At 70.9% G+C, this 20409-nt stretch carries 23 protein-coding genes; 11 read left to right on the top strand and 12 right to left on the bottom strand.

The annotated features are described in order from the left end of the window. Positions 1 to 40 precede the first annotated feature (40 nt). On the top strand, positions 41 to 1138 hold the full coding sequence (gene nicT / locus ACZ6S6_RS20265; protein ID WP_469706524.1) for a Nickel transporter NicT: 1098 nt from the start codon (positions 41 to 43) through the stop codon (positions 1136 to 1138). Positions 1139 to 1192: 54 nt separating this feature from the next. Continuing rightward, entirely contained in the window at positions 1193 to 1618 is a 426-nt protein-coding gene (locus ACZ6S6_RS20260; RefSeq protein WP_469706430.1) for a glutaredoxin domain-containing protein, read from the top strand. A gap of 129 nt (positions 1619 to 1747) precedes the next feature. On the opposite strand, the gene ACZ6S6_RS20255 is transcribed toward ACZ6S6_RS20260, so the two are convergent. Beyond that, the gene (locus tag ACZ6S6_RS20255; RefSeq protein ID WP_362963275.1) at positions 1748 to 2674 is read right to left on the bottom strand and encodes a GNAT family N-acetyltransferase; all 927 of its coding nucleotides are present in this window, start codon (positions 2672 to 2674) and stop codon (positions 1748 to 1750) included. A gap of 214 nt (positions 2675 to 2888) precedes the next feature. Here ACZ6S6_RS20255 and ACZ6S6_RS20250 point away from each other — a divergent pair, with 214 nt between their 5' ends. Then, positions 2889 to 3845 carry a GlxA family transcriptional regulator gene (locus tag ACZ6S6_RS20250; RefSeq protein WP_469706429.1) on the top strand — a complete coding sequence of 319 codons (957 nt, stop codon included), beginning with the start codon at positions 2889 to 2891 and terminating at the stop codon, positions 3843 to 3845. 103 nt (positions 3846 to 3948) lie between these two features. Then, positions 3949 to 4947 carry a type I glyceraldehyde-3-phosphate dehydrogenase gene (gene gap / locus ACZ6S6_RS20245; protein ID WP_362963271.1) on the top strand — a complete coding sequence of 333 codons (999 nt, stop codon included), beginning with the start codon at positions 3949 to 3951 and terminating at the stop codon, positions 4945 to 4947. Positions 4948 to 5091: 144 nt separating this feature from the next. On the opposite strand, the gene ACZ6S6_RS20240 is transcribed toward gap, so the two are convergent. Beyond that, entirely contained in the window at positions 5092 to 5496 is a 405-nt protein-coding gene (locus ACZ6S6_RS20240) for a DUF5997 family protein (RefSeq protein WP_362963268.1), read from the bottom strand. A 58-nt stretch (positions 5497 to 5554) separates the two neighbouring features. Between ACZ6S6_RS20240 and ACZ6S6_RS20235 the strand changes: the two genes are divergently transcribed. The 4 genes from ACZ6S6_RS20235 (at position 5555) to ACZ6S6_RS20220 (ending at position 8517) form a co-directional block, all read left to right on the top strand. Beyond that, positions 5555 to 6355: a LysR family substrate-binding domain-containing protein gene (locus tag ACZ6S6_RS20235; RefSeq protein ID WP_469706428.1), complete on the top strand. Its 801-nt coding sequence runs from the start codon at positions 5555 to 5557 to the stop codon at positions 6353 to 6355. A gap of 92 nt (positions 6356 to 6447) precedes the next feature. After that, on the top strand, positions 6448 to 6960 hold the full coding sequence (locus ACZ6S6_RS20230; protein ID WP_362963263.1) for a DinB family protein: 513 nt from the start codon (positions 6448 to 6450) through the stop codon (positions 6958 to 6960). A 141-nt stretch (positions 6961 to 7101) separates the two neighbouring features. Beyond that, positions 7102 to 7599 (top strand): peptidylprolyl isomerase, encoded by a 498-nt coding sequence (locus ACZ6S6_RS20225; protein ID WP_123468564.1) that lies wholly within the window; start codon positions 7102 to 7104, stop codon positions 7597 to 7599. Between the two features lie 174 nt (positions 7600 to 7773). Then, positions 7774 to 8517, top strand: coding sequence for a Clp protease N-terminal domain-containing protein (locus ACZ6S6_RS20220; protein ID WP_469706426.1), 744 nt, complete (start codon positions 7774 to 7776; stop codon positions 8515 to 8517). 87 nt (positions 8518 to 8604) lie between these two features. Here ACZ6S6_RS20220 and ACZ6S6_RS20215 read toward each other — a convergent pair whose 3' ends face one another. The 4 genes from ACZ6S6_RS20215 to ACZ6S6_RS20200 all read right to left on the bottom strand — a co-directional run bounded on the left by ACZ6S6_RS20215 (position 8605) and on the right by ACZ6S6_RS20200 (position 11448). Then, positions 8605 to 8751 carry a hypothetical protein gene (locus ACZ6S6_RS20215; protein WP_469706425.1) on the bottom strand — a complete coding sequence of 49 codons (147 nt, stop codon included), beginning with the start codon at positions 8749 to 8751 and terminating at the stop codon, positions 8605 to 8607. A 133-nt stretch (positions 8752 to 8884) separates the two neighbouring features. Further along, positions 8885 to 9460, bottom strand: coding sequence for a histidine phosphatase family protein (locus tag ACZ6S6_RS20210; protein WP_362963257.1), 576 nt, complete (start codon positions 9458 to 9460; stop codon positions 8885 to 8887). Between the two features lie 61 nt (positions 9461 to 9521). After that, positions 9522 to 9953, bottom strand: coding sequence for a GNAT family N-acetyltransferase (locus tag ACZ6S6_RS20205; protein ID WP_362963255.1), 432 nt, complete (start codon positions 9951 to 9953; stop codon positions 9522 to 9524). A gap of 25 nt (positions 9954 to 9978) precedes the next feature. Further along, the gene (locus tag ACZ6S6_RS20200; protein WP_469706424.1) at positions 9979 to 11448 is read right to left on the bottom strand and encodes an aminotransferase-like domain-containing protein; all 1470 of its coding nucleotides are present in this window, start codon (positions 11446 to 11448) and stop codon (positions 9979 to 9981) included. Here ACZ6S6_RS20200 and ACZ6S6_RS20195 point away from each other — a divergent pair. After that, positions 11447 to 12436, top strand: coding sequence for a DMT family transporter (locus ACZ6S6_RS20195; protein ID WP_362963252.1), 990 nt, complete (start codon positions 11447 to 11449; stop codon positions 12434 to 12436). The genes ACZ6S6_RS20200 and ACZ6S6_RS20195 overlap by 2 nt on opposite strands. A gap of 111 nt (positions 12437 to 12547) precedes the next feature. Then, entirely contained in the window at positions 12548 to 12757 is a 210-nt protein-coding gene (locus ACZ6S6_RS20190) for a DUF1918 domain-containing protein (protein ID WP_363074600.1), read from the top strand. 25 nt (positions 12758 to 12782) lie between these two features. Here ACZ6S6_RS20190 and ACZ6S6_RS20185 read toward each other — a convergent pair whose 3' ends face one another. Beyond that, positions 12783 to 14087, bottom strand: a complete 1305-nt coding sequence (locus tag ACZ6S6_RS20185) for a glycoside hydrolase family 10-like protein (RefSeq protein ID WP_469706423.1) — start codon at positions 14085 to 14087, stop codon at positions 12783 to 12785. 188 nt (positions 14088 to 14275) lie between these two features. On the opposite strand from ACZ6S6_RS20185, the gene ACZ6S6_RS20180 reads away from it, so the two are divergent. Then, positions 14276 to 15133, top strand: coding sequence for a 3-hydroxybutyryl-CoA dehydrogenase (locus tag ACZ6S6_RS20180; RefSeq protein WP_362963246.1), 858 nt, complete (start codon positions 14276 to 14278; stop codon positions 15131 to 15133). 592 nt (positions 15134 to 15725) lie between these two features. Here ACZ6S6_RS20180 and ACZ6S6_RS20175 read toward each other — a convergent pair. The 5 genes from ACZ6S6_RS20175 to ACZ6S6_RS20155 all read right to left on the bottom strand — a co-directional run bounded on the left by ACZ6S6_RS20175 (position 15726) and on the right by ACZ6S6_RS20155 (position 20392). Beyond that, positions 15726 to 15902 (bottom strand): hypothetical protein, encoded by a 177-nt coding sequence (locus ACZ6S6_RS20175; protein WP_469706421.1) that lies wholly within the window; start codon positions 15900 to 15902, stop codon positions 15726 to 15728. A 77-nt stretch (positions 15903 to 15979) separates the two neighbouring features. Beyond that, positions 15980 to 17164, bottom strand: a complete 1185-nt coding sequence (locus tag ACZ6S6_RS20170) for a flavin reductase (protein WP_469706420.1) — start codon at positions 17162 to 17164, stop codon at positions 15980 to 15982. A gap of 115 nt (positions 17165 to 17279) precedes the next feature. Continuing rightward, the gene (locus ACZ6S6_RS20165) at positions 17280 to 18398 is read right to left on the bottom strand and encodes an acyl-CoA dehydrogenase family protein (RefSeq protein ID WP_362963240.1); all 1119 of its coding nucleotides are present in this window, start codon (positions 18396 to 18398) and stop codon (positions 17280 to 17282) included. Between the two features lie 12 nt (positions 18399 to 18410). Further along, positions 18411 to 19265, bottom strand: coding sequence for an alpha/beta fold hydrolase (locus tag ACZ6S6_RS20160; protein ID WP_469706419.1), 855 nt, complete (start codon positions 19263 to 19265; stop codon positions 18411 to 18413). A 35-nt stretch (positions 19266 to 19300) separates the two neighbouring features. Continuing rightward, positions 19301 to 20392: a DUF3419 family protein gene (locus ACZ6S6_RS20155; RefSeq protein ID WP_469706418.1), complete on the bottom strand. Its 1092-nt coding sequence runs from the start codon at positions 20390 to 20392 to the stop codon at positions 19301 to 19303. Positions 20393 to 20409: the final 17 nt, after the last annotated feature.

Genomic DNA, 20409 nt, shown 5'->3' with positions numbered 1-20409 from the left:
GGTCGCCGATCGTTCCCGCCTGCGGCGGCTGGCCGGTTCGATGACCCGGGCCGAGTGGCGGCGGGTGGCTGGGATGGCGGCTTTCATCGCGGCCCTGCATGCGATCGGCTGGTTCACCCTGGTCACGATCGTCACGCCCGAGCACTACACCCTCGGGGAGAAGACCTTCGGCATCGGCATCGGGGTCACCGCGTACACCCTGGGCATGCGGCACGCCTTCGACGCCGACCACATCGCGGCCATCGACAACACCACCCGCAAACTGATGCACGAGGGCAGGCGGCCGCTGTCGGTCGGCTTCTGGTTCTCCCTGGGCCATTCCAGCATCGTCTTCGCGCTGGCGGTCCTGCTGTCGCTGGGTGTCAAGGCCCTCGCCGGGCCCGTGGAGAACGACAACTCCACCCTCCACTCCGCGACCGGCTGGATCGGGACCACCGTCTCCGGGACCTTCCTCTACCTCATCGCGATCATCAACCTCGTGATCCTCACCGGGATCTGGAAGGTCTTCCGCGAGATGCGGCAGGGCCACTTCGACGAAGCCGCGCTCGAGGAGCAGCTGAACAACCGCGGGCTGATGAACCGGCTGCTGGGGCGGCTGATGAAGTCCATCACCAAGCCGTGGCAGATGTATCCGCTGGGGCTGCTCTTCGGCCTCGGCTTCGACACCGCCACCGAGATCGCCCTGCTGGTCCTGGCCGGCACCGGCGCCGCCTCCGGACTGCCCTGGTACGCCATCCTCTGTCTGCCCGTGCTGTTCGCGGCAGGCATGTCCCTGCTCGACACCATCGACGGCACCTTCATGAACTTCGCCTACGGCTGGGCGTTCTCCAGGCCGGTCCGCAAGGTCTACTACAACCTCACCATCACCGGCCTGTCCGTCGCCGTCGCCCTGATCATCGGCACCGTCGAACTCCTCGGCCTGGTCGGCGAGAAGGCCGGCCTCCACGGACCGTTCTGGGACTGGATCACCGGCCTCGACCTCAACATCCTCGGCTACCTGATCGTCGGCCTGTTCGTCGTCACCTGGATCGCCGCGCTGGCCGTGTGGAAGTTCGGCCGCATCGAGGAGAAATGGAGCGCGAACCTGAGCGGGCCGCCCCCGCCCTCCTCGCCACCGCCGCGGGGCCGATCCGGTTAGGGCACGTTCGAGGCCTGTTCCGGCTCATCGATCTCATCGATAGCCTGCGTCATCATGACGCGTACCTGGACCTTGCCCATACTGCTCGTGCTCTGCGGCTCAGTCGTCGCGACCGGGCTGATCCTCAGCGGGAGCCCCGGCGAAGCCGCGGCGCTCCTGCTGATGTTCGTACTGCTCGCAGGCATGCACTCGTCTCTGGTCTTCCCGAGATCAATCGATGCGCCGGAGGCACTGCGCCGCAGCGCGGCCGACGGCCGGCCGGTCGTCTACTGGCGTCCGGGCTGCACGTACTGCCTGCGACTGCGCTTCCGGCTGGGCCGCGGCGCCCGCCAGTTGCACTGGGTCAACATCTGGCGCGACCCGGCCGGAGCGGCAGCGGTGCGGGCGGCCAACGACGGAAACGAGACCGTGCCGACCGTCGTCGTGGCGGGCCGGCCGCACACCAACCCCGATCCTGAATGGGTACGCGAACAGGTCTGACCCGACGTCCGCCTCGCGCCGGCGTTCCCGCGACTGCGCGGGACGATGAAACCCCGTAGGCGACGGCGGCCGCCAGTACGGCCACAGCCCCGCCCGCCGACGTGATGCGGCGCCGCGGGCCGGGGTGCGTCAGGCCGCGGCGCGGGGCAGGCCGAGCGAGCGGTACTCCTCCACGACCCCGTAGCCGACGCTCGTGTACAGGTTCATCGCCACCTCGTTGCCGCCCCACACCGTGAACATCAGCACCGAGTCACCGGCTGCCGACGTCGCCTGCTCGCCGGCCGTCATCGCGGCCCGGCCGTACCCCTTGCCGCGGTGCCGCTCGTCGATGTGCAGCGAGTAGCCGTACGTGGTCCCCGGTAGGTGCCCGTGCTTCAACCAGCCGGTGCCGATCGGCTCCCCCGCCGCCTCAAGCACCAGGAGCGTGGTCTCGGGGGTCGCCAGGCCCTCGGGAATCAGCTTCGCGAAGTCGTCGTCGGCCTTGCGTACGGCGTCCTCGGGGCTCTTGGCTCCCGCCCGGACGATGTCACCGACGTAGGCGCGTTTCTCGGAGGCGAGCCACTCGGGGTACTCGGCCTGCGTCATCGGCCGTGCGGTGACGCCTTCGACCTGTTCCGGCGAGGTGCCGACGGGCCGAGCCCTCAGCTGACCGTGGACGCCGTAATCGGCGAACAACTCGCCCGCGGGCTCCCTGAGCCGTATGTCCAGCCGGCGGGCGCCGCGCTCCGCGCACCACCGCTCGGCCCAGTCCCGGGCGGCCTCCTCGTGCCCCCGGCCGGCGTGGCGCGGGTCGACACGGAGGTCGCCGATACGGCCCGCTGGCGGGTCGTCGCCCTCAGCCACGACCACGGCGACGTGCCCCACCGGGGTCCCGTCCTCCTCGGTGATCGCGGCGACCGTCCAGTCACCGATGCCGGCGCGCATGTCACCGAGCACGCGCTCCGTCGCGGCCGTACCGAGCCCGGCCGCCGTGTACGCGGCGCGCAGCCGCTGCTCGAAGTCCTTCTGCCATTCCGTGTTGCCATCGTTGTCATCAAGGACGTTGAATTCTGTCACCTGATCACATTAGCCACGTTGTCATGGACCTGAGCAGGTGTTTTTCGGCTCGCCGCGGCAGCCCCCGCGCCGGCCGCCGTCCGCACCGCCCGGCCCCCGCTCCTCCTCACCTGACCGGTTCGCCGACGCCCAGCAGGTTTCCCTCGCTGTCGCGGGCCGGGCCGTCGCGGGTCGGGCCGTCCAGGAGCCCGGCCTCCGCGTACCCTCGTCTCCCATGCCAGCCGCCCGCCTGCGACACGTCGCGGTCCTCGTGCTCGACGGCGCGAAGCCGCTCGATGTCGGCATCCCCGCACAGGTCTTCACGACCCGCGCGAGCATGCCGTACGAGGTGCGGGTGTGCGGCGCGGCACCCGGCCTCGTGGCCGGCGGGGACGGGCTGTCGTACTACGTCACCCACGGGCTCGACGCGCTCGAATGGGCCGACATCGTCTTCGTGCCCGGCTACCGGCTCCCCGACCGTGACGACCCGCCGCAGCCCGTCATCGACGCGCTGATCGCCGCCCACGACCGGGGCGCGCGCCTCGCCGCCATCTCGACCGGGGCCTTCGCCCTCGCCGCCACCGGTCTCCTCGACGGCCGCCGCGCCACGACCCACTGGCACTACACGAGGGCGCTCGCGGCGAAGTACCCGCTGGTCCGGGTCGACGAGAACGTCCTGTTCGTCGACGAGGGCGGCGTGCTGACATCGGCGGGCGCCGCGTCGGGCATCGACCTGTGCCTGCACGTGCTGCGCGGCGACCTCGGGGTGGCCGCGTCGAACTACGCGGCCCGGCGCCTGGTCGCGGCGCCCTATCGCAGCGGCGGCCAGGCGCAGTACGTGCCGCGCAGCGTGCCCGAACCGCTCGGCGAACGGTTCGCCGCCACCCGCGAGTGGGCGCTGCACCGGCTCGGCGAACCCCTCACCCTTGAGGTGCTCGCGCGGCACGCGGCGGTGTCGCCCCGTACGTTCTCGCGACGCTTCGCCGAGGACACGGGGTACACCCCGATGCAGTGGGTCATGCGAGCCCGGGTCGACGTGGCCCGGGAGCTGCTGGAGCGTTCGGAGCGGGGCGTCGAGCAGATCGCCGCCGATGTCGGCCTCGGCACCGGCGCGAATCTGCGGCTGCACTTCCAGCGCATCCTCGGCACCACACCGAGCGAGTACCGGCGCACCTTCGCCCGCGGCGAATAGCCCGCGCGGCGGGTGGCGAGATCCTTACGGACCATGGCGATCACGCCGCTGGCAGGCGGGTCCGGCGAGCGCGATGCTGAGGACGAGGAGAAGGGACTCTCACATGACTCGCATCGCCATCAACGGATTCGGCCGCATCGGACGCAACGTGCTGCGCGCGCTGCTCGAACGCGACAGCGACCTCGAAGTCGTCGCCGTCAACGACCTCTCGGAGCCCGCCGCTCTCGCGCGGCTGCTCGCGTTCGACACCACGGCCGGGCGGCTCGGGCGCCCGGTGACCGTGGACGGGGACACCCTCGTCGTCGACGGGCGCCGCATCAAGGTGCTCGCCGAGCGGGAACCGGGACAGCTGCCGTGGACCGAGCTCGGCGTCGACATCGCGCTGGAGGCGACCGGCCGCTTCACATCGGCCAAGGCCGCCCGCGCCCACATCGACGCCGGTGCGAAGAGGGTGCTCGTCGCCGCGCCGTCGGACGGTGCGGACGTCACGCTCGCGTACGGGGTCAACAACGAGGCGTACGACCCGGCCCTGCACACGGTCGTCTCGAACGCCTCGTGCACGACCAACGCGCTCGCGCCGCTGGCCGCGGTGCTCGACGAGCTCGCCGGCATCGAGCACGCCTTCATGACGACGGTGCACGCCTACACCCAGGAGCAGAACCTCCAGGACGGCCCGCACCGCGACGCCCGCCGCGCCCGCGCCGCCGGGGTCAACATCGTGCCGACGACGACCGGCGCCGCCAAGGCGATCGGCCTCGTGCTGCCGAACCTCGACGGCAAGCTGTCGGGCGACTCCATCCGCGTACCGGTCCCCGTGGGCTCGATCGTCGAGCTCAACACCACCGTGGCCCGCGATGTGACGCGCGACGAGGTGCTGGCGGCCTACCGGGCCGCGGCGCAGGGACCGCTGGCCGGCGTGCTCGAATACTCGGACGACGCCCTGGTGTCGTCCGACATCACGGGCAACCCCGCCTCGTCGATCTTCGACTCGGCTCTCACCCGGGTCGAGGGGCGCCACATCAAGGTGTCCGCCTGGTACGACAACGAGTGGGGCTTCTCGAACCGCGTGATCGACACGCTGACGCTCCTCGCCACTCGCTGAACGGTCGCGGGGGCGGTCTCCACTGCCCCTGCCGACACCCGCCGGCGGTGTGCCGCTCCCCCGGCCGCCGCAACGCCGTGTGGGTGGTCCCCGTTCCGTTCGACCGGAACCAGGACCACCCACACGGCGGTTTCAGTGCTGAGGTCAGGAACGGGGCTCCTGCGACTGGCCGTCGCGCTCCGCGTTCCGCTCCTTGATGCGCACCGTCTCCTTGCGGACCTCGGCCTGGGTGGCGCGCTCCTTGCGCAGCCATCCGGGGTCCTCCTGCTTCAGCGCGTCGATCTGCTCCGTGGTGAGGGCGTCCGTGACGCCGCCGCGCGCGAGGCCGGAGATGGAGACGCCGAGCTTGGCGGCGACCACCGGGCGGGGGTGCGGGCCGTTGCGTCGCAGTTCCTGCAGCCACTCGGGCGGATCTGACTGGAGAGCCGCCAGCTCGGTGCGCGAGACGACACCCTCCTGGAACTCGGTGGGGGTGGCTTCGAGGTACACACCCAATTTCTTCGCCGCGGTCGCGGGCTTCATTGTCTGGGTGGTCTGGTGCGACGTCATGGAGTCAAGAGTATCGAGCGTGTGCGCCGCCGCTGACCACGACCGGTAACCTGGCGGGGTGACAGGCTCGGAAGCAACCCCTTCGTTCCGGCTCGCGTACGTCCCGGGGGTGACGCCCACCAAGTGGGTGCGGATCTGGAACGAACGCCTGCCCGACATCCCCCTCGCCCTCGTCGCGGTGCCCGCCGCCGAGGCGTCGGCCCTGCTGCTCGGCGGCGGCGCCGACGCGGGTTTCGTACGGCTGCCGGTCGACAGCACGGATCTCAGCGCGATCCCCCTCTACACCGAGGCGACCGTGGTCGTGATCTCCAAGGACCACGTGGTGGCGGCGGTCGACGAGGTCTCCGTCGAGGATCTGGCCGACGAGATCGTGCTGCATCCGCTGGACGACACCCTCGGCTGGGACGCCCTGCCGGGCCTGCCCGCGATCGAGCGCCCGGCCACGACGGCGGACGCCGTCGAGCTGGTGGCGGCCGGGGTGGGCGTCCTCGCCGTCCCTCAGTCGCTCGCCCGCCTGCACCACCGCAAGGACCTGACGTACCGGCCGCTCTCGGGCGCCCCCGAGTCGCGTATCGCGTTGTCGTGGCCGCAGGACCGGACCACCGATCTGGTGGAGGACTTCATCGGCATCGTCCGGGGGCGGACGGTGAACAGCAGCCGGGGCCGCGGTACGCCGCCCGCAGCGCAGCCGAAGCGCAAGGCTCCGGAGACCGGCGGCGCCCGGCGCAAGCCCGCGGCCGGTGGAGCCGCGGGGAAGGGAGCCCGGAGCGGTTCCGGAGGCGCGAAGGGGGCCAAGGGCTCCGGGGGCGCGAAGGGCGCCGCGGGCGCCAAGCGCGGAAAGCCCCGCCGGCGGCCGTAGCGGCGCGACCGCGTCAGTCGGACCCTGAGCCACCGCCACCGGAACCTCAGTATCAGCGTCGATGTCAGACCCGGCTGGCAGGATCGGTGATCATGACGCATACCGAACGCCCCATGCCGCCCCTGAACGCCGACGAGCGCACCAATCTGGAGAGCTGGCTCGACTTCTACCGGGCCACCGTGGCCGTGAAGTGCGAGGGACTGGCCGACGAGCAGGTCCGTGACGCCTCCGTGCCACCGTCGCCGCTGACGCTGATGGGACTGGTCCAGCACCTGACAGAGGTCGAGCGGAACTGGTTCCGCCGGGTGCTCGCCGCCGAGGACGCCCCGCCCGTCCACCCCGCACCGGCCGGTTCCGGTGGCCAGGACGGGGGCTTCGAGATCTCCGCCGACGCCTCCTTCGCACAGGCCCTCGCCGCGTGGCAGGACGAGATCGCCGTGTCCCGTGCCAACTGTGCCGCGCGGGCGCTGGAGGACACCGCACCCTTGATGGGGGGCGAGGTGAGCCTGCGGTGGATCTACACGCACATGATCGGTGAGTACGCCCGCCACAGCGGCCACGCCGACCTGCTGCGCGAGCGGATCGACGGCAGTACCGGAGCGTGACCGCGGGGCGCGTGGGCAGGGACGGGGCCACGGCGGCGTGCACCGTGCGCCTCGACCACATGCGCCCGGCCCGTCACCCGTGAGCGGTGTTTCGTCGCGCCCGCCCGAACGGGCCGCGCGGCCGGATGTCAGGATGGTTCCATGACGAGCAAGGTTTACTTCGACATCACCATCAACGACGAGCCCGCCGGACGGATCGTCTTCAATCTGTACGACGACGTCGTTCCCAAGACCGCGGAGAACTTCCGCCAGCTGGCGACCGGCGAGCACGGCTTCGGCTACAAGGGTTCGTCCTTCCACCGGGTCATCCCCGAGTTCATGCTCCAGGGCGGTGACTTCACCCGTGGTGACGGCACCGGCGGCAAGAGCATCTACGGTGCGAAGTTCGACGACGAGAACTTCAAGCTGGCGCACACCAAGCCCGGCCTGCTCTCCATGGCGAACAGCGGCCCGAACTCCAACGGTTCGCAGTTCTTCATCACGACCATCGTGACCTCGTGGCTGGACGGCAAGCACGTGGTGTTCGGCGAGGTCGCCGACCAGGAGAGCCTGGACCTGGTCACCAAGATCGAGGGTCTCGGCTCGCAGAGCGGCCGGACCAAGGCGAAGGTCACCATCGCCGACTCCGGGGTTCTCTGATCCCGACCCGCTGGCTGAACAGCTGACCGGACGCGCCGGCCGACGAACACCGTCGGCCGGCGCGTTCGTCGTATCGGGGGCTGCCGTGGCCGGCGCCGGTGCCACCGGCCCCACTTCCCGGCGCACTGTCAACGGAAGGTTGACAGTACTTCACTGTCAACCTATGGTTGACACATGACGAAGCCAGTGGTTCCCACGCATCCGGTCCGTCTCGACGACCTCATCGAAGCCATCAAGAAAGTCCACCCCGACGCCCTCGACCAGCTCCAGGACGCCGTCATCGCCGCCGACCACCTCGGCGACGTGGCCGACCACCTGATCGGCCACTTCGTGGACCAGGCGCGGCGCTCCGGCGCCTCCTGGACCGAGATCGGCAAGAGCATGGGGGTGACCCGGCAGGCCGCGCAGAAGCGGTTCGTCGCCAAGGACCCCGGCGAGCCGACCGACCTCGACCCCAGTCAGGGCTTCGGCCGCTTCACCCCCCGTGCGAAGAACGTCGTGATGGCGTCGCAGAACGAGGCGCGCGCCGCGGGCAACAGCGAGATCGGGACCGAGCACCTCGTGCTCGGGCTGCTCAGCGAGCCGGAAGCGCTCGCGGCGGCGTTCATCAAGGCGCAGGGGGTGGCTCTGGACACCGTCCGCCAGGAGGCCACCGCCGCGCTCCCGGCGGCCTCCGAGGAGGAACTGCCCGAGCTCCTCCCCTACAACGCCGGTGCCCGCAAGGTGCTGGAGCTCACCTTCCGCGAGGCGCTGCGGATGGGGCACAACTACATCGGGACCGAGCACATCCTGCTCGCCCTGCTGGAGTACGAGGACGGCGCAGGGCTGCTGACCGGCCTCGGCCTCGACAAGGCGACGGCGGAGACGGCCATCACCGAGGCGCTCACGCTCATCGTCGCCGCACACAAGAAGGGCTGACCGGCCCCGGCCGGCGACCCGGGAGCAGGCGCCGTGGCGGGCTTCCGGTGGGGAAGTGCCGTCAGAGCGAGGCGTACACGGCCTCGCTCAGCGCCGTAGAGGTCGGCCACGGGCTGGTCCATCGACCAGGACGGTGACGGCCGCGCCCGGTTCGTCACGCTCGCCGACGTCCGCCTCGAACGCGTCGCGCACCGCGGCGAAGCGCTCGCCGCAGTGACCGTGGACCGGCGGCACGGTGGCCTCCCCAGTGGCCTCCCTCGCCTGGGGCATGCCTGGTCGGACTCGGTTCCAGGACAACGTACCGACTGCTCGGACCGGCGGGAAGACGTGGTGCGCCCCGGTCCCGCGCGGACCGGGCGCCGTGCCCTCAGTGGGCTCCGGTTTCGAGGCGGAGGCTCCAGCGGCGGGGCAGACCGGTCAGGGTGACGGTGGAGAGCGGGCGGACGTCGAGGTTCCAGTACGTCGAGGGCGGGGCCCGCAGCGCGTACACGAGGGCGGCCCGGACGACGGACGGTTCGGCGACGGCGACGATCGACCCGTCGCAGGCGGGGCGGGTGTCCAGCCAGCCGCCTATCCGGGAGATGAACGCGAGCAGCGGTTCACCGCCGTGCGGCGCGGACCACGGGTCCGCGAGCCAGGCGTCCACGGCCGCCGGTTCGCGCGCCGTGACATCCGCGAGGGTGCAGCCGCGCCACCGGCCCATGTCGCAGTCGCGCAGGGCGGGCTGGACCATCGGGGCGAAGCCGAGTGCCTGGCCGGTGGCGCGGCTGCGAGCGGTCGGCGAGCAGTAGCGCAGCTCGGCCGCGCCCAGGGGTATCAGGGCCGCGGCGGCGAACTGCACCTCGTGCCAGCCGGCCTCGTCGAGCGGCCGGTCGTCGTCGAAGCGCTCACCGAGCAGGGAGGAGCTGCGCGCCGCGGCGACGAGTGAGACTCGAACACTCATGGCCGCGATCGTGGAGCCGATCGCCCCGCAGGTCAAGAGCGCGGGCGGAAGCGCTTCCGGCTCAGCCGAACTTGAGGGACATCCACTTGGCCGGGCTGTCGAGCGGCTTGAAACCGACCTTCTCATAAACGCCGTGGGCGTCCTCCGTGGCGAGCACGATCCTGCGGACCCCGGCCTCGGCGAGGTGGTCGCGCGCCGCGACGACGATCCTGGAGCCGAGTCCGTGGCCGCGGGCTGCGGGGTCGACGTACACGTCACAGAGCCAGCCGAAGGTGACGTGGTCGGTCACCACCCTGGCGTACGCGGCCTGCTCGCCCGACGCGAGGTCGTAGGCGCCGAAGTTGAGCGAGCCGGCGATGGCCAGATCCTGGCGCTCCCTGCTCCGGCCGAGTGCCCAATAGGCGTCGGTGGAGAGCCAGTTGTGAATCCTGGCCGCATCCAGCCGGGACGGGTCGGACGAGATCTCGTAACGCCGCTGGGGAGTTTCCGTCATGCCCGGAGCCTAAGGGCTGTCCCGGTCAGGCCGGGCTCGCGGGGTCCGGCGCATCGAGGACGCCTCCCCACGCCGCGTGCAGGCGTCGCACGCCCTCGGCGATCTCGGCCGTTCCGGCGACGGCCGCGTAGCTCAACCGGACGTGGGGCGCCGGGGGTTCGGCGCAGAAGTACGGGCGTCCCGGCGCGATGGCGACCCCGGCGCGCAGGGCCGCCGAGACCATGGCGGACTCGTCGGCACCGGCTCCGGTGCCGGGCAGGCCCACCCAGAGGCTGCCCCCGCCCACGGGAATGTGCGGGAGCGCGAGAGCGGGCAGATCGCGGCGGAGCGCCACGGTCATCGCGGTGCGACGGGCCCGCAACTCGGCCGACAGGGAGCGCAGATGGCGGCTCCAGGCCGGTGTGCCGACGAGTTCGAGCGCGGCCTCCTGGAGCGGCCGGGGGACGAAGAAGCTGTCGACGACCTGGATGGCACGCAGCCGTTCGAGTACCGGGCCGCGCGCGGCGAGGGCGCCCACCCTGAGGCTGGGCGAGGTCACCTTGGTGAGGGAGCAGACATGGACGACGACCCCGTCCGGGTCGTCGGCGGCCAGCGGTCGCGGCAGCGGTCCGGCGTCGTCGTGGACGAGCCGCCGGGCGAAGTCGTCCTCGATGACGAACGCGCCCGCCTCCCTGGCGATCCGGACGACCTCGGAGCGCCGGGCCGGGGCCAGGACCGCGCCGGTCGGGTTCTGGAACAGCGGCTGGCAGACCAGGACACGGGCGCCGGTGGCCCGGAAGGCGGCGGCGAGCAGTTCCGGCCGTACGCCGTCGGTGTCGGCCGGCACCGGCACCGGCCGCAGCCCGGTGGCCCGCGCCACCGCCAGCATGCCCGGGTAGGTGGGCGATTCGACGAGTACCGGAGCGCCGGGCCGGCCGAGCGCCCGCAGCGCGGTGGCCAGGGCGCTCTGACCACCGGCGGTGATCAGCACGTCGGCGGCGGTGAGCGCGGGCCCGATCTCGCGGGCGAACCAGGCGCGCAGTTCGGTCAGCCCCTCGGTGGGCGGGCGGCCCCAGGCGCCGGGGCGCCGGCCGGCCCGCGCGAGTGCGGCGGCGAGGGCGCGTTCGGGCTGGAGCGAGCTGTGCAGGTAGCCGCCGTTGAACTCGACGACGCCCGTGGCCGGGGCCGCCAGGGTGGCCAGGACGCCTGACGCGTCGACCGTACGGGGTACGACCTCGGGCCCGCCGTCACCGCTGAGTGACACCTCCTGCCATGAGGTGTCACCGGGCCGCGGCGCGTCGGCGCGCGGCTGCGCCCGGAACGCGCCGGCGCCTGGGCGGGTGGTGACGAGCCCTTCCGCGGCGAGCTGCGCGACGACCCGCGAGACGGTCACGGGACTCGCCCGGAAGCGCTCCACCAGGGCACGGCTGGACGGCAGCTTCTCACCGGGCGAGTAGCGGTTCAGTTCGTCCCGGAGACAACCGGCCAGATCGGCCACACTGCTACGCTCATGCATGAAAGCAGAGGATAGCGCTACTCCCAGCAGCACGATAGCGGTAGGCCCGGCGGCGGACGGCCCTGCCCGTGCCCCGGTGCCGGATACGGCAGGCGGTGGCACCGGGGCACGGCCGGCGGGCCGGAGCGGGACGCTGCTCGCCGGACTCGGAGTGGTCGCCTTCTCGCTGACCTTCCCGTCGACCGCGTGGGGCCTGGAGAGTTTCGGCCCCTGGTCCCTGGTGGCGTTGCGCAGCCTGCTGGCCGCCGTGATCGCGGGCAGCGTGCTCCTCGTGACCCGGGTACGGGTGCCCGAGCGCCGGCACTGGGCCGGGCTGGCCGTCGTGGCGGGCGGTGTGGTGGTGGGGTTCCCGCTGCTGACGACGCTGGCGCTGCGGACCTCGACGACCTCGCACGCGGCCGTGGTGGTGGGGCTGCTGCCGCTGACCACGGCGGTGTTCGCCTCCGTGCGCACCGGATCGCGCCCGTCCCGTACGTTCTGGATCGCGGCGGTCACCGGCGCGGGCGTGGTGATCGCCTTCACCGTGCTGCAGAGCGGCGGCGCGCTCTCCGCCGGGGATCTCTACCTGTTCGGCGCCCTGCTGGTGTGCGCGGCGGGGTACACCGAGGGCGGCAGGCTGGCGAAGGTCATGCCGGGCTGGCAGGTGATCGGCTGGGCCCTGATCCTCACCCTGCCGCTCGCCGTGGCGGGCACCGCACTCGCGCTGCCGTACGAGCCGGTGCGGCTGACCGCGCACGGAGTGATCGGCCTGGTCTGGGTCGCGGCGTGCTCGACCTTCTTCGGGCTCTACGTCTGGTACCGGGGCATGGCGGAGATCGGGGTGGCGCGGGCCAGCCAGCTCCAGCTCGCGCAGCCGCTGCTGACGCTGGTGTGGTCGTACTTCCTGCTCGGCGAGAAGGTCTCGGCGGCCGCACCGGTGGCGGCGGTGGCGGTGCTCGTCTGCATCGCGGCCACCCAGCGCACGGGCGGCGCCGGGCGCGGCCGGTGACCGGCCCGGCCGTACCAGGGCCGGTCCGGGGCCTCTCGTATCGGGCGAATCCACCGTCCGGACATAGACTTGTCGACAAAGGACCGCCACCCCGTGAGGAGGTCACACCCGATGGAGGCACACACGGGCGACCGGCTGGTGACGCACGGCAGGACCGTGGGGCAGCAGGACCGGGTCGCAGAGATCGTCGAGGTACTCGGGGACGGGGGCGCTCCCCCGTACCGCGTCCGCTTCGACGACGGACATGAACATCTCCTGGCTCCCGGCCCCGACAGCGTCGTCCGGCACGAGGCCGCCCCCGGCCGGGTCCCGGGACGATGAGGGCCGCCGCACGGCACCCGGCCGGTCAGCCCGGCGGGCGCACCCGCGACCGGTAGTGGTCGGCCACCACCCGCGCCAGCGCGCCGATCCGGTCCGCGACCACGACCTTCCCCGAGAAGTAGACGTGGCCGCGGGCCTGGTCGTACCCGGCGGCGAGGTCGATGTGCCGGGAGAGTTCCGCGGGGTCCTGCCAGGCCGCGGGCTGGGCCGGATCACCGGCCTTGTAGAGCGCCTCACCGATGAAGAGGTCGACGCCCGTGCCCCGTACCACGTCGTTCCACCAGGGCAGCAGGACGGCGTAGTCGGCGGCGGCGAAGCCGATGTTCCAGTAGAGCTGCGGGCAGATGTAGTCGATCCAGCCCTTCTTGATCCAGCCGCGGGTGTCGGCGTACAGATCGTCGTAGGTCTGCACCCCCGCCGCGCTCTTCGAGCCGAGCGGGTCGGTGGAGGCGTTGCGCCACACGCCGAACGGGCTGATGCCGAACCGGACCGCCGGCTTGACCGCCTTGATCCGCCGCGCGGTCTCCTGCACCAATTTGTCGATGTTGGCGCGCCGCCAGGCCGCCTTGCTCGCGAAGCCCGCACCGTACTTCTCGTACGCGGCCCCGTCCGCGAAGGACTGCCCGGCCACCGGGTACGGGTAGAAGTAGTCGTCCCAGTGGACCGCGTCGATGTCGTAGCGGCGGACCGCGTCGAGCATCGCGTCCTGGACGAAGCCGCGGACCTCGGGCAGGCCCGGGTTGTAGTAGAGCTTCCCGCCGTACGGCAGGGCCCAGTCGGGGTGCAGCCTCGCGGGATGGCCGGCGGCCAGCCGGGACCGGTCGGTGTGGTTCGCGACCCGGTACGGGTTGAACCAGGCGTGCAGCTCCAGGCCGCGGCTGTGCGCCTCCCGTACCGCCGTGCCCAGCGGGTCCCAGCCCGGGTCCTTGCCCTGGACGCCCGTGAGGCACGCGGCCCACGGCTCGTACTGGGAGGGCCACAGCGCGTCGGCGGACGGGCGGACCTGGAGGATCACCGCGTTCAGCCGGCGGTCGACGGCCTCGTCGAGGTACGCGATCAGCTCGGCCTGCTGCACGGCGGCGGACAGCCCCGGTTTCGAGGGCCAGTCGAGGTTGCCGACCGTCCCCACCCACATGCCCCTGAGCTCCCGCCGCAGCGCGTCGCGGGGCCTCCCCACCCGGTCCGCACGCCCCTCACCCGGCCCGGCCGCGACGGCCTCACCGGACTCACCGGCCACGGCGGACTCACCGGACACGGCGGCCGAGGCCAACGCCGCCCCCACCGTCCCGGCCGTACCGGCCACAAAGCTCCTCCTGGCGATTTGCCGCATTCCTTCGCACCTGCCGTCTCTCTGTCCGCGTCCGGATCCCGGGAATCAGGGGCCGGGGCCGGGCATGCACGCCCCGGCCCGTGATCCCGTGGACGGCGCGGAGTAACGTCGTGGGGTCGAGGCGGGGCCCGGAACCGAACGGAAGCCGCCGCACGGAGAACAGTGAAAGGCACGAGGTGACGGACCCCATGGCGGACATCGCACGCGTCGGAGTGGTCGGCTGCGGCCAGATGGGCGCAGGCATCGCGGAGGTGTGCGCCCGCAGCGGCCTCGATGTCAGAGTGGCCGAGACCACCGGCGAGGCGCTGGAGATCGGCCGCACCCGGCTCTACAACTCCCTCGCGAAGGCCGCCGAACGCGGCAAGATCACCGAGGAGGAGCGCGACGAGACCCTCGGCCGACTCAGCTTCACCACCGACCTCGGTGAGTTCGCCGACCGCGATCTCGTCATCGAGGCCGTCGTGGAGAACGAGCAGGTCAAGACCGAGATCTTCCAGGTACTGGACCAGGTGGTGACCCGGCCGGACGCGATCCTCGCCTCCAACACCTCCTCGATCCCGTTGGTGAAGCTGGCCGTCGCGACCTCGCGCCCCGACCAGGTCATCGGCATCCACTTCTTCAACCCGGCCCCGGTGCAGAGGCTCGTCGAGCTGATCCCCGCGCTGACCACGTCGGACGAGACGGTCAAGCGTGCCGAGGCCGTGGTGCAGGACATACTCGGCAAGCACCCGATCCGCGCCCAGGACCGGTCCGGCTTCGTCGTCAACGCACTGCTGATTCCCTACCTGCTCTCCGCGATCCGGATGTTCGAGTCGGGCATCGCCAGCCGCGAGGACATCGACAACGGCATGGAGATGGGCTGCGCCCACCCGATGGGCCCGCTCAAGCTCGCCGACCTGATCGGCCTGGACACCGTGGCCTCGGTCGCCGACTCCATGTACGCCGAGTACAAGGAGCCCCTGTACGCCGCTCCCCCGCTGCTCCAGCGCATGGTGGACGCGGGCCGGCTGGGCCGGAAGACGGGCTCGGGCTTCTACGCCTACTGACCGTCCTACCGGCGGGCCCAGCGCTGACACCGCCGGGCCCGCCGGGGCACATTACTCGAGGTCAGAACCGTGTGCGGCCCCGAAGAGCCTCGTCTGCTATGGCCGACCCGACGCCGTGCCGGAGCGCTACGGAGCAGCGGCGCGGATGCGTGGGCCCGAAACCCTGGGCCTTCAGCGCTGTCGCAGCCTTCCGTGCCTGCACGGCGACTCCCTCGGGTGTCCCTCCGACAGAGCTGACGGTCCCTGAAGAGTCCCTGTCGACTCGGACCCGGGACCCACGCATTACGAGGGCCCGCGCGATCATGACGGATGGTGATTCGCGATCATGCCCTCCTACGCCTCCGCGCTGGGTTGGCTCACCGGGTCCTTCGCCGAGCTGACCGCCTCGATCGATCAGATCTGCACGCGCGTCGGCGATCGTGCAGAACCTCGGGACCCGGCTCACTACGGCGAACCATGACATGCAACTTCACGATGGTCGCGCATCACGTCCGCCCACCCCGGATCGTCGGTGGGCGGCTGCTCCACCGCGTGCGGCAGACCGGGACTCACGACGTTCCCGCCGACAGCGGGCGCCCGTTGTCAGAGGGCGTCAAGTCCGTTTCCGGTAGCGGCCGCGTCGGGGTTGTTCGAGGAGTCCTTGGCGGACAAGTCGTCCCAGGCGGGAGCGGGTGACGTTGGCCGAGGGCTTGTCGATGGGCGGACCGAGGTGCTCGCGCGGATCGCGGGCGCGGAACAACTTCACGGGGTGCTCGTTGAGCGTGGTCACGATGCGCTGGTGACGGTGGCGGTCTCCGCGGGGGCCGTCGCGTGATCGGGCGGGGTGAGGCCGTGCTTCGGCAGCATCTACGAGATCATGCTCGGCCCCGTGGTGATCGAGGGCATCGCCGGTACGGCCACGGGCCGGTGCCAGTTCCTCCGGTAATGGATCAGAGGCGTTTCGTCCAGGAGGGTGACGGACTCCAGGCGGCCTATGAGGATGCTGTGGTCACCTCCCGGGAGAACGTCCTCGCGCGTGCAGAGGAATCGTGCCGCCACACCGGACAGCCCTGGCAGCCCGCCCTCCAGCGGGGCGAGTTCCGCTTCCGCCTCCGCCCTTTCGTGCCGCGCGAACGCCTTCGCCACATGGGCCTGTTCTTGCGTGAGCACATTGACGAGGAAGCGGTCCGCCGTGGTGAAGACGTCATGGGCGCGGCCGGCCCGGTTGACGCAGATGAGAAGCAGGGGCGGCTCCTCGGAGAGGCTGCACATCGCGCTCGCGGTGAAGGCGCGCGGCCTCCCGTCCTCGCGGCACAGGGTGGTGACCACGGAAACGGGGGCGGCGACCCGCGCCATTGCCTCCCGGAACACCTCCCGGGTCACAGGCGGGGCGGATGGCGGCGCGGGGTCCTCGGCCGGCACCGTACAAATCCGTCCGGCGATACGCCGTGCGTGAGGTTCCCCGTGCCCCTGGTCCGCGGTGTCCGCCCTGAGGTGTGTCACGGGAGCGGCGGCGCGTTCGGCCCACAGTTCGTCCGTGCGGCGTTCACACGCGGCGGACTCCTCGTGGCACGCGATCACCGTGACCGGACACCGCAACCGCGAGGGCCCGGCCGGACAGCCGTAGGGACGGTAGCTGTCGTGGGGTTCGCACGGGTCTGTGACATCGACGGCCCGGTCCGCCCCGGGGCACCGGCACTCCGCCGACGGACCGGCCGATACGAACAGGTGCCGCGGACTCCGGTGACCGGCGGCCACCAGCGCACGCGCCAGGGCGTATCCGGTCGCGCCCCCGGGGCCGCAGTCGTAGATGGCGTAGCCCGCCTCGCCGAGCCGGCGCGCCGCACGGGCCGCCAGACCGCCGATGTCCTCGCCCGGGATCATGTGCGGCTCGTGACGGTGTCCGGACGGTGTCATCGTCAGGATCTCGGTCCCGGGGCCCAGGACGTCCAGCACCCGTCGGCAGATGTGCGGGACCTGCTCGTCCCGGCAAGGAATCCACAGCAGCTTCCCGGCCGGCGGCTCCACGTCTTCGGTCCGTTGCGGCTTCACGGCTGGTGCTCCTGACTCCCGGCAAGGCCGACTCGGTGGGAAGGGATTTCACGGCTCCCGCTGGGGGCCGCGGGGATACCTCACACAACGGCATCCCCGCGGCCCCCACGGCACGTCACGGCATCACGAGAGGCCCTCCCAGGATGAAGCGGTCGAGAGGCTCGGCCATGGCGCTCCTGGCCGGCGGGTGAAGCGCCAGGGCGCGGGCCGACATGAAGTACGTCGTACTGAAGCCGCTGATCATGTACGACCCGCCGCCGAGCAGTTCGGTGGCGTGCGCGGCCACGCGCGCGACGGTGCGCTGTGCGGAGTACCGCACGTACAGCGCGCGGGCGACGCCCTGCGGATCGTCGTCCCCTTGCGTCACCGCCCCGGCCACGGCTTCCATCGAGGCCATGGCGGTCTCCAGATCGCCGACGAGCTCGATCCGCTCCGCGGCGGAACCGCGACGCTCCTTGAGCACTGCCTCGACCAGCCCGCTGGCCACGCCGATGTAGCTGGCCGAGACCATCAGCTCGAAGACGTGAAAGACCGTTGCGAGCGCGGAGTTCAGGGCCTGGGGGTCGCCCAGGGACGATATGTAGTCGTCCGGCACATCGACGTCTGTCAGCACCACCTCACGGGTTTCGGAGCCCGGCAGCACCTGCGCGTCCCCGAGCGGCCGAACCTCGATCCCCTCGGCACCGGCCGGGATGATCGCGAGGGCCATCTCCTTCTCGCCCGTGTCCGGCGACGTCACCATGACGCTGGCCGTGAGGAAGTCCATCGACTCCGCGAGGCTGCAAGGCTTCTTCGCCCCGTTGAGGCGCCACCCGTCGCCGTGGCGCTCGGCCCTCATCAACGGCACGAGGATGCTGGCGGCCGGCTTGCCCTCACCGAAGCCCGACGCGAGGTACAGCTTGTTCTCCACGACCGCGGTGAGCAGTTCCTCCGTGGCGGGGCACGGCGGCATCGCCATGACCGTGCAGTGGTGCATGTTCACGGCCAGGGACAGGGACGGGGACCGCGCGCCCAGCAGCCGCTGGACGTGCAGGCCCTCCGTCAAGGAGGCCTCGAGCCCGCCGTATTCCTCGGGAACCATGAGGGCGGGTCCGCCGAACTCCCGGAATATGTCGAGTCCGGGAGACTTCCCGGACTCCAGTTCGGCTACAGGAACCTCGCGGAGCCTCTGATCGAGGCCAGGGAACAGGCGTTCAGCAGTGGCCAGTTCCTCGACCATGAAGTTGATGGACACGTATGCACCTCTCTACATGGCGTCGTGCGACGGCCCGCCGCCGTCAAGGAATTCGACGAGCCGCTCGGTGAGCCAGTCCGGCTCGTCGAGCGAGACGAAGGCACGCGATTTCTCGGCGATGGCGACCGAGCTCCGAGAAAAGCAGTCGGCCAGCTTCTCCGCGTGACCGAACGGGAAAAGGGGGTCCTTCCGCGACCAGACGATGAGGACCGGCCCCTTGAACCGGTGCAGTTCCTCCGCCACCGCTCTGGTGACCGTCGGCCGCAATCCGTCCAGCAACTTGACGAAATCCCGCTGCACACCGCTGCTGTTCGGCAGTTCACCCAGCATCTCGTCGATGCGGTCGGTCGGAACCTTGCTGCGCGCCACCAGCGCCATCACCGCCCGCTTGGCGAGGCCCAGCCTCAGCGCCCGCGCCACCACGCCGACGGCGCCGGGGATCCCGAGCAGGGCGCGCATGGGGACAAGGAGCTTCGGGGGGCAGTTGTCGAAGGCGTCCGAGGGAAGGAGCACCAGACGCTCGAAGAGTTCCGGTTCCCGCGCCACGGCGATTTGGGCGATCGCCCCGCCGGTGTCGTTGCCCACCAGCACGATGGGCCCGGGAAGCTGCCGCGCGATATCCAGGACACGAGCAGCATGCGCCTCCAGTGAGCAGTCCGCTTCCGGGTCCAGGGGGGTACGGTGCCCGCCTAAGGGCAGGTCGGGCAGCACCATGTGGCACCGGTCGCGCAGTCCCGCGATCAGCGGGTCCCACACGTGTCCGTTGACCATCAGGCCATGTACGAACAGGACGGTCCTGCCCTGCCCGACACGGCGGAGGGTGATCCGGCCGCCGGCCGTCTCCACACTGGTGGTCTCGGTTGTCATTTCGGACACCTTCCTTTCAGGCCGGCCCTTGCGGACTAGCCCTTTACTGTGAGCACCTCGATGTCGTAGACGAATGCCTTGTCGTCGTGAGTGAGTGACGTACTGAGCGCCTCGTCCCGGAACAACGTGGAGCGTGCTTCTTCAGGCACCTGGTGTTTCGCCAAAAAATTCCGGTAGCACACCCGCCCGCCGGGCCTGCCGGCGCGAGCGATGTTCCGCATGATCTGGTCGAAACCTTCCTGGGGGATACAGCTTGTCACATCGGAAAGAGAGAATTTGTCCAACGATCCGTCAGGCGCCTTCTGTATGTAGTCGATTAGGTTTCCCGTCACGATCTCGACTTTCGTCGAAGCGGAACGGATCGCCTCGTAGTTCTCCCGCAGCAGGTAGTGCGGCAGGGTACCGCGGTGCGGATAGCGTCCCAGGAACGTGAAAGCGAGCCAGTGGTTGTCCTTGGCGAGATGGTTCATGAACGTGTGGTGAACGCGCCCAAGTATGTAGCCACCCACGGAGTCCACATCGATCGTGATGCGGTAACCGGGGTCGTTCAGGACCCACTTGAGGATGCGCTCGGAGAAGCCGTGGCGGACCAGGGTCCGCCACATGACGCCGTCGATCCTCCGCTGATAGACAACCCTCTGCTCTTCCAGCGTCTGCGCCGAGAACAGATCGCGCATGGCGCGGCCGTACAGGAGCCGCATCGTGGGGGCGACCACGCGCTTGTAGAACTTCTCGTGCCGGCCCGATACGACCAGGCCCCGCCGGACCTCCTTGCGGTGCCGTGAGAAGTAGCGGAACGCCGCGGGACTGATCTTGTCCTGGAGCTGTACGAACAGCCTCCACCGGTCCGGACAGGGATCGATTCCGAGAAGGGCGAGGAGCGAGTCGTAGTCGAAATGCCTGATAGCCGCCAGTTTCACTTCGAGCAGATAGTTCTGGCCGGGGGCCATGTCCACCGAGACCACCGACCGGGGGTGGTTCGCGACCAGGCTCAGGGTGCGGCAGCCACTGCCCGTGACACTCAGCACGTCCTCACCCGCCGAGACGTCCAGAGCCCGCATCTCGGAGTCGGAGTCCTCGTCGCACGTGCTGTACAGAATCCACTTCTCTGAGCCCTTCGAGCTCATGGTCACCATCCTCATCG

Source organism: Streptomyces sp. NPDC048671 (genome assembly GCF_055587045.1).
This window is presented reverse-complemented; position numbering and strand designations above follow the sequence as displayed.